The following is a 14,345-nucleotide window of genomic DNA, read 5'->3' as shown; positions in this document are numbered from 1 at the left end:
TGCAGCGGAACCCGGCCCGCTGCTGCGAGAATGTGCACATGTCGGTCCTGCTGGTGATCTCGGGTGTCTGTGCGGTCCTCGCGGGCCTCATCCACGTGTACATCTTCTTCCTCGAATCGGTCATCTGGACCAGTCCGCAAGCGCGCCGGATCTTCGGCATCGCTTCCGAGACCGAAGCCGTGGCGACCCGTTCGCTCGCCTTCAACCAGGGCTTCTACAACCTGTTCCTGGCGATCGGGGCGATCCTCGGCGTCGTGCTCGTGCTGGCCGGCAACACCGTGAGCGGCTGGACCCTCGTGGTGTTCTCGACCGCGAGCATGCTCGGTGCCGCGGTGATCCTGATCGGCTCGGGTCGCAAGTACGTCAACTCCGCGTTCAAGCAGGGCACGCTCCCCCTGATCGCGCTGCTCTTCGCGCTGCTGGGTTCCACCATCGGCGTCTAGCCCAGCTCACCCTCCCCCGAACTGCGAAAGCGACAGGGTGCCACCGAACATCGGCGGCACCCTGTCGCTTTCGCGGTGCTGACCAGCGGTGCTGACCAGCGGAACCGGCCAGCAGCGACGACCAGCCCTAGCCGAGCTTCTCCTCGAACTGCGCCGGCAGCTTGTCGAGCGCCCACTCGATCGCAGCCGTGGTGCCCATCGAGAACGCGGACGAGACGTCCTTGTCGTCGAAGACGATCGAGTGTCCGGCCTCGACCGACGGCACCTTCTGGAACAGCTTGTTCGACGAGGCCTCCGACGCGTCGACGTAGATCGGCAGGATCAGCGTCAGGTCGGCGTCGAGCAGGTCGAGGTTCTCGTCGGACAGGTGCACGGAGAACTCCTTGCCGGCCTGCTCGTCGATGGCCTTCGGGATCTCGAAGCCGAGGTTCCGCATGAAGGTCGAACGGCTGTCCGTGGAGGCGTACGCCCCGAAGCCCTCGGAGCTGTAGGCACCGACGACGGCCGTCTTGCCCTCGAAGTCCGGGTGCGCCTTGCGTGCTGCGGCGTAGGCGTCGTCGAGGCCGGAGAGCAGCTTCTTGCCCTCGGACTCCTTGCCGAGCGCCTTCGCGATCATGGTCGTCTGCTGCTCGGTCGACGCGAGGTAGTTCGCGCCGCCCTTCGGGATCGCCACGGTCGGCGCGATCGCGGAGAGCTTGTCGTACCGCTCCTTGTCACCCGAGGACTTCACGTCGAGGATGACATCGGGGTTGAGCTTGAGGATGTCCTCGTAGCTCGGTTCGAGCGTCTGGATGATCTTCGGCGACTTGTCGTACGCACCCTTGAGCCAGGGACCGACACCGTCGCCGCCGAACGCGAGCCAGTCGCTCGCACCGACCGGCTGCACACCGAGCTCGAGCGCGGTCTCGGCGTCCCCCCACCCGAGCGCGACGACGCGCTTCGGTGCCGACTCGATGGTGGTGGTGCCGAGGCCGGTCGTGATCGAGACCGGGAACGCGGCATCGGACGACCCCGACGACGCCGAGTCGGTCGAGGAGCCGGAGCCGGACGCGCAGCCGGCGAGGACGAGGGACGCTGCGACGACGGCGCCGGCTGCGGCGAGCACGCGTCGGAGACGCAAGGGAGAACGGTTCACGAAGGGTAGCCTAACCTAACGGGGTGCGCAGGAAAACGGCTGGCTAGGCTGGGTGACCGTGGCGTTCACCGATCCAGGCCGCACGCACCTCGCGGTGCTCGGCTCCCCCATCGCGCACTCGCTCTCGCCCACGCTCCACGCTGCGGCCTACGATGCGCTCGACCTGCCCTTCACCTACGGGAGGCACGAGGTCGCGTCCGGCGAGCTCGCCGCGTTCGTCGCGGGGCTGGGTCCGGAATGGCGTGGGCTGAGCCTCACGATGCCGCTCAAGCGCGAGGTGCTACCGCTGCTCGACCGCACCACTCCGCTCGTCGACGAGCTCGGGGTCGCCAACACGGTCGCGTTCCGCCACGAGGGCTCCACGATCGTCCGAGCCGGCGCGAACACCGACGTGCAGGGCCTCGTCCGCCCGGTCGAGGCGCTCGGACACCTGCCCGGCGAGGCCACGATCCTGGGCGGCGGAGCCACCGCGGCGAGCGCCCTGACCGCTGCCGTCCGGCTCGGGGCGTCGCTCGTCCGGGTGTTCGTCCGCGACACCGCGAAGACGCGTGCGCTGGTCGACCTGGCCGTCCGGCTCGGGGTGACGCTCGAGGTGCATCCCCTGACCGAACTCGCCGGCACGCACCACGGGTTCGTCCTCTCGACGCTGCCGGGCGGTGCAGCTGACCCGCTCGAGTTCGGTCCGTCGGGGCCCGAGGCCGTGCTGTTCGACGTCGCCTACGAACCGTGGCCCACCGCGGTCGCCAGCCGCTGGACCGACGCCGGGGGCCGCGTGCTGAACGGCCTCGACATGCTCACCGAGCAGGCGATCGGACAGATCCGGTTCTTCCTGACCGGTGACGAGGACGAGCTACTCCCCGACGAGGCCGGGGTCCGCCGGGCGATGCGCACCGCGGTCGACCTGCCCGCCGTCATCGGCAGCTAGCCGACGACGACGCTGGCGCCCCGCGGTCAGCCGCGGGACCGCGCCTCGGCGTCGAGCAGCGCGACGGAGACGTCCCACAGCCGATCGGCCTGGTCCGGATCGAGCGCCCAGTGCAGCACGCCGTGCAGGCCGTCCTCGATCCGCTCCACCACCGCCGCTTCGTGGCAGTCCTCGAAGTACCGGCCCGTGACCCCGTCGAGTTCCGGTGCGGTGGCGAGCAGGACCGAGGTCGCGGCTCCCTGCTCCGGGGTCTTCACGGCATCGGCCGCGGCGATCTTCGTGGCGGCCAGGACCTCCGGGTCCCAGTGCTTCTGCAGCCCGGTCCAGATCCCGCCGGGCATGAGGGCGTTCGCGGTGATGCCGTCGGCGGCCCACCGGCGGCCGGCAGCGACGGCGAACAGCACGTTGGCGGTCTTCGACTGTCCGTACGCGAGTCCGGGCTCGTAGCGACGCCGGCGGAAGAACAGGTCGTCGAACACGACGGGCGAACCACCGTGTCCGCTCGACGACACCGAGACGATCCGTGCCGAACCCGAGGCGGCCAGGGAGTCGTGCAGCCCGAGCGCGAGGGCGAAGTGCCCGAGGTGGTTCGTCGCGAAGTGTGACTCCCACCCGGCGGGCATGTACGACTCGGGTGCGTCCATGATGCCCGCGTTGGCGACGAGCACGTCGAGCGGCCCCGACCACGCTGCGGTGCAGGCCTCGACGGAAGCCGGACGGTCCAGGTGCAGCTCCAGGACGGCCGGCGCTTCCGTCCCCGTCGTCCGGGCGATGTCGTCCGCCACCCGTCGGCCGGCATCGACGTCCCGCACCGCGAGCGTCACGCGTGCCCCGGCTCCGGCGAGTGCTCGGGAGGTCTCCACGCCGATGCCGGACGCAGCGCCGGTGACGATCGCCGTGCGCCCCGTCAGGTCGAGGCCGTCGACGACCTCGGCGGCCGTGGTCCGGTCACCGAAGCGGGTGAGGTCGCGTGCGGGCATGTGGGCTCCTGTCAGCTGGCGCGGTGCGCAGTCGTCAGGCGACCACGCCGTCCACGTAGAACCATCGTCCCTGCTCGCGGACGAAGTCGCTCGTCTCCTCGAGCGTGCCGCGCTCGTCGTCGGAACGCCACCACGCGCGGAACGTGACGGTGCCGTGGGAGTCGAACGGGCCTCCCGAGGTGGTCGCCAACACGTCCAAGCGGGTCCAGCGCTGGGTCGGGTCCAACTCGAGACCCGCCGGGCGGGTGCGCGGATGCCAGGTGAGCAGCAGGTACTCCGGCAGGCCCAGCGCGAAGGCGCTGAAGCGGGAGCGCATGAGACGTTCCGCGGTCGGCGCGACGGCCCCGGCGTGCAGGGGGGCGCAGCACTCGCCGTAGGGGTTGCCGCTCAGGCAGGGGCAGCGCGTCGTGTCGGTGACCACCGGCCGAACGCTAGTCGACGATGGACAGCGTGACGGTGATGTTGCCGCGGGTGGCGTTCGAGTACGGGCAGATCTCGTGTGCACGCTCGGCCAGGCGCTGGCGCTGCTCCTGCGGGGCGTTCGGGGCGTAGACGTCGAGCTCCACGGCGAGGCCGAAGGCGCCGTTGCCGGTGCCGCCGATGCCGACCTCGGCGGAGACCTCGGCGCCGGTGGTGTCGACCTCGAGCTCCTTGCCGGCGGCGTGCAGGGCACCGAGGAAGCACGCGGCGTACCCGGCGGCGAAGAGCTGCTCGGGATTGGTGCCCTCGCCGCTGCCGCCCATCTCCTTGGGCGGGCGGGTGTCGAGGTCGAGCCGGTCGTCCTCGCTGCGGACGTGCCCGTCGCGGCCGCCTCCGGTGGCGTGGGCAGCGGCGGTGTAGACGATGTCGAGACTCATGGTCCGAGGTCACCGTGCTCGCCTGGACGAATCCTGAGCGGCAGCATCACGTCGCGGGTGCGGCGGCTCCGGGCGCGCAGCGCTCGGGCGTGTCCGGGTGTGGGATGCGGGGCGGCGTGTGCGAGCGCGTCGCTTGGTGAGCAGAAGATGTCGGGTCCCCCGCCCGCACCCGACATCTTCTGCTCACTGAACGCAAAGCGCGCGGGCACCCCGCACCAGCACCGGGTAGACATGATTGATGTTCACGCTCGGCTGGCAGGTCTTCCGCCGGCACGTCACGGACGTGCTGGATCCGGCACGCGTCCGCCGTGCTGCTCTGTGGTCCGGCATCGCGGCGGTCGTCGCGCTGGTCGGCATGGCCGTCCTGGAGGCCCGGGTCGACTGGACGGGGACCACCCCGGTCCGCAGCGTGGTCGCGATGGTGCTGCTGGCGCTCGGCGTCGGGCTGCTCACCTTCGCGTGCATCCCGACGTGGCGGCCGCCGGACCCCTCGACGACGATCAACGGTCGGCAGGTGCGGCCCTCGTGGCAGCTCGCAGCGCGGCGTGCCACGCAGCTGTACGTGCAGCGTCGACCCGTGCCGGTCCTGCCGGAGCACCGTGAGATCGTCCGCACCGACACCGTCCTCCTGCGGCGGGGGCTGATCGGCATGCTCGCCCGCGTCACACCGTTGCTCGGTTCGGGGCTCGTCGCCGTCCTCGGGGCGTTCGTCCTCGGGGCCGCCAGCGGGTTCCAGGTGCTCTTGATCGCGGTGTACACGATCGGGCTGTCGGAGTACGTCGTCCGCCTCGGCCGCTCCGAACGAGCCCGCCTGGCCGCCGATTCCCTCGAGCCCGCACCCGCACCCGAGACCCCCGCACGCCCCACTTCGTGAGCAGAAGGGGTCGAGTTGCTGTGGGGCACGCGACCATTCCTGCTCACGAAGCGTGAACGGCGCACCCCGACGCGCACCACTGTCGGCGGCGACGGGCACACTGGGCACATGTGTGGAAGGTTCGTCGTCTCCGACACCACGGCCGATCTGTTGCCCGAGCTCATGGGCGAGCTCGCCGCCCGGACCGAGCACGTCGACGAGGACACCGGCGAGGTGCACCCCGGCCTCGCCCCGAGCTGGAACGTCGCCCCGACCGACCCCGTGTACGCCGTCCGCCAGCGGCACGGCGAACGCGAGCTGCCGCAGATCAGCTGGGGCTTCGTGCCGAGCTGGGCGAAGGACTTCCAGAAGCAGCGCCCGAAGCCGATCAACGCCCGCATCGAGACGGTCGCGACGAGCGGCATGTTCAAGCGGGCCTTCGCCACGAACCGCTGCATCGTCCCGGCGCAGGGGTACTACGAGTGGGTGGTGCGCGAGGACGGCAAGGAACCCCACTTCGTGCACGAACCCGGCGGCGCCCTGGCGATGGCCGGCGTGGTCAGTGCCTGGCCCGACCCCACGAAGCCCGAGGGCGACCCGGACAAGTGGCGGCTGTCGCTCGCGATCATCACCCGTGACGCCCACGTCGCCCCGGGCGAGGTCCACGACCGCATGCCGGCGTTCCTGACGCCCGACGGCTACGACGACTGGCTCGGCGGCGACCTCCGGTCAGACGACTTGCTTGCCCTGCTCGACCACGAGTCGCTGGCGGTGGCCGCGGGCCTTGCGCAGTACGAGGTCTCCCGCACGGTGAACAGCGTGCGGAACGACGGACCGCAGCTCATCGCGCCCGTCGCGTAGGCGGTCGCGCCCCGCGCGCAGACAGCAGGCCCGGATCACCGCAGCGGGTCTGATGCGGTGATCCGGGCCTCCAGTCCGGTGCCCTGTTACGGACGTGCGCTGCGGCGGATGCCCGGCGCGACGCGGACCGCGATCCGTCGTCGGGTCACCAGGAGCACGCCCGCCAGCATGAGCGCGAGTGCCGCGAGCCCGAGGCCGACCAGCCCGGTCACGCCCGTGAAGGCGAGCTCGGTGTCGTGCACGATCGCGGCGAGCCCGGTCGGGAACCGGACCGTGACGGTCGCGCTGACCGTCTGTCCCGCGCTGTCGGTGACCTCGTAACCGACGAAGGTGGTTCCGGTGAAGCCTTCCTGCGGGGTGAAGACGACCCGGCCGTCGCGGATGGTCCACGTGCCCTGGTCGGCGACGACCACGCGGTCGGTCGGTGTGCCGGACTCGGGGTGGAGCAGGTGCAGCGTGCCCGGCTCGAACGTGGCGCCGCCGGTGGCGGAGTCGTTGTCGAGCGGATCCACGACGACCCGGTGTCCGACGATCCCGGTGGCGGAGTCGTCGGTGGCGACCGCCGCGGCGACCACGGTCATGGTCGCGGTGGCGGTGGCCGTCTGCCCCGAGGCGTCCGTCACCGTGTAGGTGAAGGTGTCCGTGCCGGTGAAGCCGGCGGCCGGCGTGTAGACGTACGCGCCGTTCCGCTGGATCGTCACGGTTCCGTGGGCGGGCTTCCGGGCCGGGGCGGCGGTGAGGCCGGCGCCCTGGTCGTCGGCGAGCAGGCCGTGGCGGGCGTCGCGGGTGACGGGCGTGCCGGACACGGTGTGCCCGGAGTCGTCCGCCGCGGCGATGCCGACCGTGATCGTGACGGTGGCGTCGACCTGCTGCTCCATCGAGTCCTGCGCACGGTACGTGACGGTGTCCGTGCCCGAGAAGCCCTTCGCCGGGGTGTAGACGAACGTGCCGTCGGCGGCGATGGAGGCCGTGCCGTGACGGGCCTGGCCCACCGCGACGACCGTCAGGGCGTCACCGTGGTCGTTGCCGAGCACGCCGTGGCCGGCGACCCGGACCGTCTTGCCAGCCGTGGTCGAGGCCTTGTCGTCCTTCGCGGCCGGGGCGACGTCGATGACGACGCGCGCGAACGCCGCGGTGCCGTCGGCATCGTTGGCCGAGTAGGTGAACCAGTCACGACCGGACCAGTTCGAGGTGGGCGTGTAGACGTACGAGCCGTCCTTCTCGAGCGACAGCTTTCCGTTGAACGGCTTCGTCTCCATGGCGGCCCAGAGCCCACGACCGGAGTCACCGACCAGCACGCCCTTGTCGGCGGTCATGCGCATGCTGCGGTTCGTCGACATGGTGTGCCAGTGGTCGACCGCGGCGACGCCGACGACGACCGTGACCGTCGCGGTCGAGGTCCGTCCGGCGCCGTCGGTCACCGTGTACTCGAACGTATCCGCGCCGGAGAAGCCCTTCGCCGGGGTGTAGACGAGCGAGCCGGGCTCGGTGCCCTCGGTCACGGTGCCGTGCTCGGCGCGACCGTGCGCGGTGACGGCGAGACCGGTGCCGCGGTCGTTGCCGGTCAGGGTCGCGCCGCTGATCGGCAGCGCGGTGTTCGCCGCGGTGCGCAGGGCGTCGGCGACCGCGGTCGGCGTGACGGTCACGGTGACGGTCGCCGTCGCGGTGCCGCCGGTCGGGTCGGTCACCGTGTAGGTGAACGTGTCCGTGCCGGAGAACCCGTCGGCGGGCGTGTACGTGACCGAGCTGGCACCGGTCGGGCCGGTTGCGCCGCCGCCGGTGCCGCCGGGCGTCGTGCTGCCGGTGATCGTCGCGGTGCCGTGGCCGGGCTTCGAGACCGCGGTGACGGCGAGCTTCGTGCCCGAGTCGTTGCCGGTGACGGCGACGTCGACCGGGGTCGCGGCGCTCGTCGTCGTGGTGTCCGCGGCGGCCTTCGGGGCGACGACGATCGTCACGGTGCCCGTGGTCGTCCCGCCGGAGCCGTCGGTGACCGTGTAGTCGAACCCGTCCGGGCCGGAGTATCCCGGCTCGGGCTTGTACGTGTACGAGCCGTCCTCGTCGACCGTCACGTCACCGTGCGAGGGCTTGGTGTGGTCGGTGACCGCCAGGTCGGTGCCCTTCGCACCGTCGAGCAGTCCGGTGCCGGCCGGCACGGTGGTGGTGGCGTCGGCCTCGGCCGAGGTCGATCCGCCGCCCGCGACCGGGGTGACGGTGACCGTCACGGTGCCGGTGTTCGTGGTGCCCGACGGGTCCGTCACCGTGTAGGTGACGGTGTCCGTGCCCGAGAAGCCGTCCTTCGGCGTGTACGTGATCGTGCCGTCGTCGTTGCGGGTCGCGGTGCCGTTCTTGCCGTCCGTGACGGACACGACGGTCAGGCCGGTGCCGTGGTCGTTGCCCGTCAGGGCGCCGGAGGTGACCGTGGTGCTGCCGCCCGCCGCGACCGTGATGGTGTCGGGCTCCGTGCCGGGGCGGACCGTGACCGTCACGGTGCCGGTGGTGGTGCGGCCGGCAGGGTCCGTCGCCGTGTAGGTGAAGGTGTCCGTGCCCGAGAAGCCGTCCTTCGGCGTGTACGTGTACGAGCCGTTCGCGGCGAGCTCGACCGTGCCGTGTGCGGGCTGCTGGTCGACGGCCGCGGTCAGGCCGGTGCCCCGGTCGTTCGCGAGCACGCCGTCGCCCTTCGCGACGGTCAGCGTCGAGCCGGCCGTGGCGGTGACGGTGTCGGCCGTGGCGCGGGGGCCGACGACGACCGTGACCGTGCCCGTGGTGGAGCGACCTGCTCCGTCGACCACCGTGTAGGTGAAGGTGTCCGTGCCCGAGAAGCCGTCGGCCGGGGTGTAGACGACGCGGCCGGTGGCACGGTCGAGGGCGACGGTACCGCGGGCGGCGCCGGTCTCGCCGGTGCTGTTGCCGGTGCCGCTGCCGGCGGCCCCGCCTGCGGTCACGTCGGTCACGGTCAGCCCCGTGCCCCGGTCGTTGCCGGTCAGGGTGGCGGCGTCGATGGTCAGCGCCTCGTCGGCCCGGGTCGACACCGTGTCGGCGGTCGCGACGGGCCGCACGGTGATCGTGACGGTCGCCGCACCGGTGGTGACACCGCTGCCGTCGGTCACCGTGTAGGTGAACGAGTCGGTGCCGGACGCTCCGGCGGTCGGCGTGTACTCGACCGAGCCGTCCGCTGCGACGACGGCCGTGCCGTGGGACGGATCGGTGACGATCGTGGTCTCGAGGTCCGAGCCACGGTCGTTGGCCTGCACGTCGATCGTCACCGGGGTGCCGGAGTCCGTCGACGCGGTGTCGGCACCGATGGTCGGGTTGACCGTGATGGTGACGGTCGCGGTGCTCGGCGAACCGGAGCCGTCGACCGCCGTGTACGTGAACGCGTCGGGGCCGGAGTAGCCCTCGGCCGGCTTGTACGTGAAGGTGCCGGTGGCCTTGTCGAGCGTCAGCGCACCGTGCGAGGGGGACGTGTTCGACGCCACGGTGAGCCCGGTGCCGGAGTCGTTGCCGAGCACGCCGGTCGCCCGGGTGCCGGCGGTGGCGGTGCCGCCCGCGGCGACCTTGACGGTGTCGTCCTGTGCCGCAGGGACGACCTGCACGGTCACCGTGACGGTGTCGGTCCCGCCGCTGCCGTCGGTCACGGTGTACGTGAAGGAGTCGGTGCCGGAGAACCCGGCGGCCGGGGTGTACGAGTACGAGCCGTCCGGACGCACCGTCGCCGAACCGTGCGCGGGGGTGCTGTTGCCCGTGACCGTCAGGCCGGTGCCCAGGTCGTTGTCGAGCACGTTGCCGGTCGTCGATGACCCGGCCGTCGCGGTGACGGCATCGGCCGTCGCGGTCGGCAGGACGGTGAGTCGCACCGTCGCGGTGACGGTCGCGCCGGAGCCGTCCTTCGCGGTGTACGTGAACGAGTCCGAGCCGGAGTACCCCTTGTCGGCGCCGTAGGAGAACGACCCGTCGGAGCCGATCTTCACCAGACCGTGCGACGGCCGACCGTGACCGGTGAGGGTCAGGTCCGACCCGCGGTCGTTCGTCAGGACGCCCTCCGCGGCGTTCACCGTGAGCACGGTGCCCGCGTGCACGCTGTAGGCGTCGTCGGAGCCCTTCGGTGCGACGGTGACGGTCACGGTGCTGGTCGAGGTCTGCCCCGACGAGTCCTTCGCCGTGTACTGGAACGTGTCCGAGCCGGAGAACCCGCCGGCCGGGGTGTACGTGTACGAGCCATCGGCCGCGACCGTGGCGGTGCCGTGGGCCGGCGTGGTGTTCGAGACCACGGACAGGCCGGTCCCCTGGTCGTTCGCGAGCACGCCCGAGGATGCGGACACCGACAGCGCCGTGCCCGTGGGGGTCGTAGCGGTGTCGCTGCTGGTGGTGACGTGCGTGGCCTTCAGCGTGTTCGTGAAGGTGACCAGGACGTCCGTGCCGTCCGCGGTGGTGGCCGCCGGGAACGTGAAGGTCCCCGTGGTGCCGGTGCCGCTGGCGACGACCGCGTCGCTGTTCAGGTTCACGGCCTTCCACGTGGTCGTGTAGTTCGACGGGTCGGTGGTGCCCACCGCCGTCTGGCGGGCCGTGTAGGTCTTGTTCGGAGTCGACAGGACCGCGCCCGCCTTCTGGGGCTGGGTGCCGGCGGCCGTGCCGTTGGTGGTGGCCGTGTTGCCCGTCGAGACGCCGCCGCCGGTCACCGCCAGGCCGAACTGGTCGGACGGACTCCACCGCTGATCGACACTCGACTGCGCCGCCAGGGTGTTGGCGTAGTTGCAGGACGCCAGGTCGCTCGGTGCGTAGCCGTTCGCGATCGTGAACGTGCTGACCTGCGCGCCCGAACCCGGATCGATCTTGTACATGGTGGAGCCGACCGAGGCGAACAGGTAGCCGTCGGACGAGAACGCGATGCCGGGGCTGCCGCTCGTGCTCGCGTCGATCGGCAGGGTCGCGACCTTCGAGGTGGTCAGAGCCGTGGTGCCCGCGGTCGTCGGGACCGTCTCGGTGTCGACACGACGGATCTCGTTGCCGGTGACGACGAACAGCAGCCCGCGGGTGCTGAACGCCATGTCACCGTTCTTGTTGGTGAGCAGGTTGCCGATGGTGCCGACCTGGCCGATCTTCGCGCCGGTCTTCGTGTCGTACGCACCGAGGTACGCGGGGTTCGCGCCGCTCGCGTAGTAGTAGATGCCGGTCGCCGGGTTGATCGCACCACGGAGCAGCTGGTGGCTGCCGTTCGGGTCCGCGGCGGTCACGTCGGCAATCCGGGCATCGTTCACCGCGTCGTACCCGGTGATCGTGTTGCCGTTGTTGATCGACGCGTACGCGGCGACACCGTTGCGGGCGACCGCGAGGGCGTTGTCGCCCGGCGCCATGCTCGTGACGTTCGTGACGGCACCGGTGGTGGCGTCGATGGCGGCGAGCTGGTTCGCGGCGGTGTTGATGCCGTACAGCGTGTTCTGGTCGCAGGCGAGCGCGCCGGCTGCGGCGGCGGGGTCGGCCACGACGGCCTGGGTCAGACCGACGCCGGCGAGGAGCGCGGCGCCGAGCATGGCGACGGCGCGCAGGCCGGGACGGCTTCTGGGCACAGCGGTGCCCGGGTTCGTACGCTGCATGATCACTTTCGGGTCGAGACGATGCGGGCACCGAGACCGACCGGAGGATCAGCGAGAACGGTCGTTGGCGCCAGGTTGATCCTGGCAGTTCCTCGTGTTCGGATGGGGACAATCCGGGTCCCCAATAGGGGGGACCACTCGTTCAGGGGGTACGCGGCGGTCCGGCACGTCTCGGTCCACCGTCGCGACCCGTTCGCGCCCCGGGCGCACGGAAGAACCCCCGCCGGCAGGCCGGCGGGGGTTCGAGGATCACCGAGCGATCAGCAGTGGATCACGCGGTCGGACGGATCACGTCCGGCAGCAGCACGTGCAGGCGCTCGGACAGGCGCGCCTTCGCCTCGTCGAGGGAACGGAAGTCCCCGACGTACTCACCGAAGGTGTCGGAGACGAAGAAGTGGGTGCCCTGACGGTCGACGGTGCCGCCGTAGTACCCGCCGTAGTTCGCGACCCACAGGCCGGTGTCGGCCTGGGCCCACGAGATGCGGACGGGGGCTGCCTGCACGGGAGCCACGACCTGGGCCTCGATCTCGGCGATGACCTCGATCGTCTGGGTGTCCAGGGTCACCTCGGCCTGCTGGCGGTGGGCGACGGTCGTGCTCATGGTGCTGCTCCTTCGTGCTCTGCTGCGTACTGGGTGGTGCCGGTGGTTCCGGGTGGTGCGGGCGTCGCGATCGACGCCGGTGGAGCTGGTGTCCGTCGTCGTCACTCGACCGGCCGGATGACCGGCGGGAGCATGACGTGCAGCTGGTCCTCGAGCTTGGTCTGTGCCTCCTCCAGGGAGGAGAACTCGCCCACGACGAGCCCGAAGGTGTCGGAGGCCACGTAACGGTCGTCGCGCTTGTCGACGCTGCCGCCGAAGTACCCGCCGTAGCCGGCGATCCACTCGCCCTGGTCTTCCTGCACCCAGGTGACCTTGGCGCGCTTGGGGCGCGAGGAGAGCGCTGCATCGGCCTCGAGGATCGCGATGGTGTCCACGGTGTCGGTGTCGAGGGTGACCTCGGCCTGCGTCGCGTTGTTCACGGTGATGCTCATGTCGCTCTCCTTCACGATCCGGGGTACATCTGCTGACACCAGAACGCTACGAGAAGTGCCGAGGGGATCGCCAGCCAGGCCCGTCGATTCACGGGTTTCGTCAATGCCATCCATCGGGCAGCCCCGGATTTCCGGGCAGGTGCGTCGCACTTCCGGGGTACAGCGCCAGGATCGGGGTACTCGTTTTCCGGATCGCCGCGATCGGGGGACGAGATGGTGCGGACATCTGCCTGGAGGCGCGACTCGCTAGCGTCGGCACGTGACCTCCGACAAGCCCCGCGTCGACGACCGCGCCCCGGCCACCTGGCGCAGCCGTCGGTTCGCGACGGGGCTGGCGATCGCCTACGGCGTCGCCCTGGCGCTCGTCGGGTTCTGGGGCTCCCCCGTCGACGCCGCAGGGGCCCCGTGGCTCACCCGTGTCCTCGCAGCCGCGCACCGTCACGGCCTGCCGGAGCGCATCGACTACGCCACCGTGGAGTCCCTGGCGAACGTGGTCTACTTCGTGCCGCTCGGCCTGCTCGTGGTGCTGCTCGCCGGTGCCCGCTGGTGGTGGGCCGTCATCGCCGCGGGGCTCGTCGTCAGCACGTGCATCGAGACCGGTCAGGCGCTATTCCTGCCCGCCCGCACCGCGACCATCGACGACGTCGTCGCGAACGGCGTGGGGGCGCTCCTGGGGGCCGTGGTGGGCGTGCTGCTGCTCAGCCGTGCGGCCCGGCGTCGCTGAGGACGATCCCCGGACACGAAGAAGCCCCCGGAGCAGATGCTCCGGGGGCTTCGTTCAGTGTGTCGAGACTCAGACGGACTCGCGCTGGCGGCGGACCGAGCCGCGGACCAGCAGGAGGCCACCACCGAGGACGACTGCGCCGCCGGCGACCCAGAGGGCCAGGGCGGAGACGGTCGAACCCGTGAAGGCCAGCGTGCCGTCGGTGCCGTTGCCAGCGCCGGCTGCGGGAACCGCAGCAGCGTCAGCCGGGGCGACGGTGAAGGCCGCGAAGCCGACGACGCCCGAGGTGGCGCCGGTGGCGGTCAGGTTGTAGGTACCCGAGGCGCCCTGGGGGAACGTGACCTTGACGACGAGCGAGCCGTCCGAAGCGGCCGTGTAGGTCTTCGAGACGGTCGTGGTCGGCAGCGCGCCGAGCGTGACCGCACCGGCACCGGTGACCTGGACGTTGACGGTCTCGTTGTCCTGGAACGCACCCTCGGTGAAGTTCACCGAAGCGGTGCCACCGGCAACGGCGGTGCCGGAGACGGAGACGTCGGAGTCAGGCGTGTAACCGGCGGCGTTGGCGACGGCCGGAGTGGCGAGCAGTGCGGCGCCAGCCAGCACCACCGCTGCGATGAGCTTCTTCATGAATGGTTCCCCTAAAGATCTGAAAATCCAGACCCTGACACCCAGAGCCCGCTGTTCGCCGGTGGTTGACCCCAGCCACAGAAATGGCGGTTGTTATGGCGAAGTTGTCTCAATCTAGCGGAGTTTCCCAGCTTGATACCAGATCACGTGGATTTTGTTCATTGGTCGACGTGTGTTCATCCACGTCCGCTGCCCGTCGCCCGGCTCTACCGTCGGTCCATCGAGGCTTCACACACCCGAAACCCCAGTTGAGAGGCCCCAGCGGTGTGAACCAGAGCACGCTGTGCGTCCGATCAAGGGCCTTTGCACCCGGACAG

At 70.9% G+C, this 14,345-nt stretch carries 13 protein-coding genes; 5 read left to right on the top strand and 8 right to left on the bottom strand.

The annotated features are described in order from the left end of the window. The first annotated feature begins 38 nt into the window (after positions 1-38). Entirely contained in the window at positions 39-443 is a 405-nt protein-coding gene (locus DEJ08_RS02925) for a DUF1304 domain-containing protein (RefSeq protein ID WP_111024254.1), read from the top strand. A gap of 127 nt (positions 444-570) precedes the next feature. Here DEJ08_RS02925 and DEJ08_RS02920 read toward each other — a convergent pair whose 3' ends face one another. Beyond that, positions 571-1,563 carry an iron-siderophore ABC transporter substrate-binding protein gene (locus tag DEJ08_RS02920; protein ID WP_217499705.1) on the bottom strand — a complete coding sequence of 331 codons (993 nt, stop codon included), beginning with the start codon at positions 1,561-1,563 and terminating at the stop codon, positions 571-573. A gap of 73 nt (positions 1,564-1,636) precedes the next feature. Here DEJ08_RS02920 and DEJ08_RS02915 point away from each other — a divergent pair, with 73 nt between their 5' ends. After that, positions 1,637-2,503 (top strand): shikimate dehydrogenase family protein, encoded by an 867-nt coding sequence (locus DEJ08_RS02915; RefSeq protein WP_111053929.1) that lies wholly within the window; start codon positions 1,637-1,639, stop codon positions 2,501-2,503. Between the two features lie 26 nt (positions 2,504-2,529). On the opposite strand, the gene DEJ08_RS02910 is transcribed toward DEJ08_RS02915, so the two are convergent. From DEJ08_RS02910 to DEJ08_RS02900, 3 genes are read right to left on the bottom strand one after another with little or no spacing between them, the layout of a single operon-like run. Beyond that, a complete protein-coding gene (locus DEJ08_RS02910) occupies positions 2,530-3,483 on the bottom strand; it encodes an SDR family NAD(P)-dependent oxidoreductase (RefSeq protein WP_111053812.1) in 954 nt (317 codons plus the stop codon). 34 nt (positions 3,484-3,517) lie between these two features. Further along, positions 3,518-3,904: a YchJ family protein gene (locus DEJ08_RS02905; RefSeq protein ID WP_111053813.1), complete on the bottom strand. Its 387-nt coding sequence runs from the start codon at positions 3,902-3,904 to the stop codon at positions 3,518-3,520. Between the two features lie 10 nt (positions 3,905-3,914). Continuing rightward, complete coding sequence (locus DEJ08_RS02900; RefSeq protein ID WP_027465016.1) at positions 3,915-4,340, bottom strand: organic hydroperoxide resistance protein; 426 nt, start codon at positions 4,338-4,340, stop codon at positions 3,915-3,917. A 238-nt stretch (positions 4,341-4,578) separates the two neighbouring features. Here DEJ08_RS02900 and DEJ08_RS02895 point away from each other — a divergent pair, with 238 nt between their 5' ends. Beyond that, entirely contained in the window at positions 4,579-5,214 is a 636-nt protein-coding gene (locus DEJ08_RS02895) for a hypothetical protein (RefSeq protein WP_111053814.1), read from the top strand. A gap of 108 nt (positions 5,215-5,322) precedes the next feature. Beyond that, positions 5,323-6,054, top strand: coding sequence for an SOS response-associated peptidase (locus DEJ08_RS02890; RefSeq protein WP_110864292.1), 732 nt, complete (start codon positions 5,323-5,325; stop codon positions 6,052-6,054). Between the two features lie 86 nt (positions 6,055-6,140). On the opposite strand, the gene DEJ08_RS02885 is transcribed toward DEJ08_RS02890, so the two are convergent. The 3 genes from DEJ08_RS02885 to DEJ08_RS02875 form a co-directional block, all read right to left on the bottom strand. Continuing rightward, entirely contained in the window at positions 6,141-11,618 is a 5,478-nt protein-coding gene (locus tag DEJ08_RS02885; RefSeq protein WP_181438910.1) for an Ig-like domain-containing protein, read from the bottom strand. Between the two features lie 298 nt (positions 11,619-11,916). Continuing rightward, positions 11,917-12,246, bottom strand: coding sequence for a hypothetical protein (locus DEJ08_RS02880; RefSeq protein WP_217499688.1), 330 nt, complete (start codon positions 12,244-12,246; stop codon positions 11,917-11,919). Positions 12,247-12,347: 101 nt separating this feature from the next. Then, positions 12,348-12,677 (bottom strand): hypothetical protein, encoded by a 330-nt coding sequence (locus DEJ08_RS02875; protein ID WP_071248415.1) that lies wholly within the window; start codon positions 12,675-12,677, stop codon positions 12,348-12,350. A gap of 259 nt (positions 12,678-12,936) precedes the next feature. Here DEJ08_RS02875 and DEJ08_RS02870 point away from each other — a divergent pair, with 259 nt between their 5' ends. Next, the gene (locus DEJ08_RS02870; protein ID WP_111053817.1) at positions 12,937-13,401 is read left to right on the top strand and encodes a VanZ family protein; all 465 of its coding nucleotides are present in this window, start codon (positions 12,937-12,939) and stop codon (positions 13,399-13,401) included. Positions 13,402-13,470: 69 nt separating this feature from the next. On the opposite strand, the gene DEJ08_RS02865 is transcribed toward DEJ08_RS02870, so the two are convergent. Further along, positions 13,471-14,028 carry a hypothetical protein gene (locus tag DEJ08_RS02865; protein WP_111029789.1) on the bottom strand — a complete coding sequence of 186 codons (558 nt, stop codon included), beginning with the start codon at positions 14,026-14,028 and terminating at the stop codon, positions 13,471-13,473. Positions 14,029-14,345 lie beyond the last annotated feature (317 nt).

Source organism: Curtobacterium sp. MCLR17_054, assembly GCF_003234335.2.
GTDB classification, from domain to species: Bacteria; Actinomycetota; Actinomycetes; order Actinomycetales; family Microbacteriaceae; genus Curtobacterium; species Curtobacterium flaccumfaciens.
Note: the sequence above shows the minus strand (reverse complement) of the source record. Positions and strands in the feature narration are given on the sequence as shown.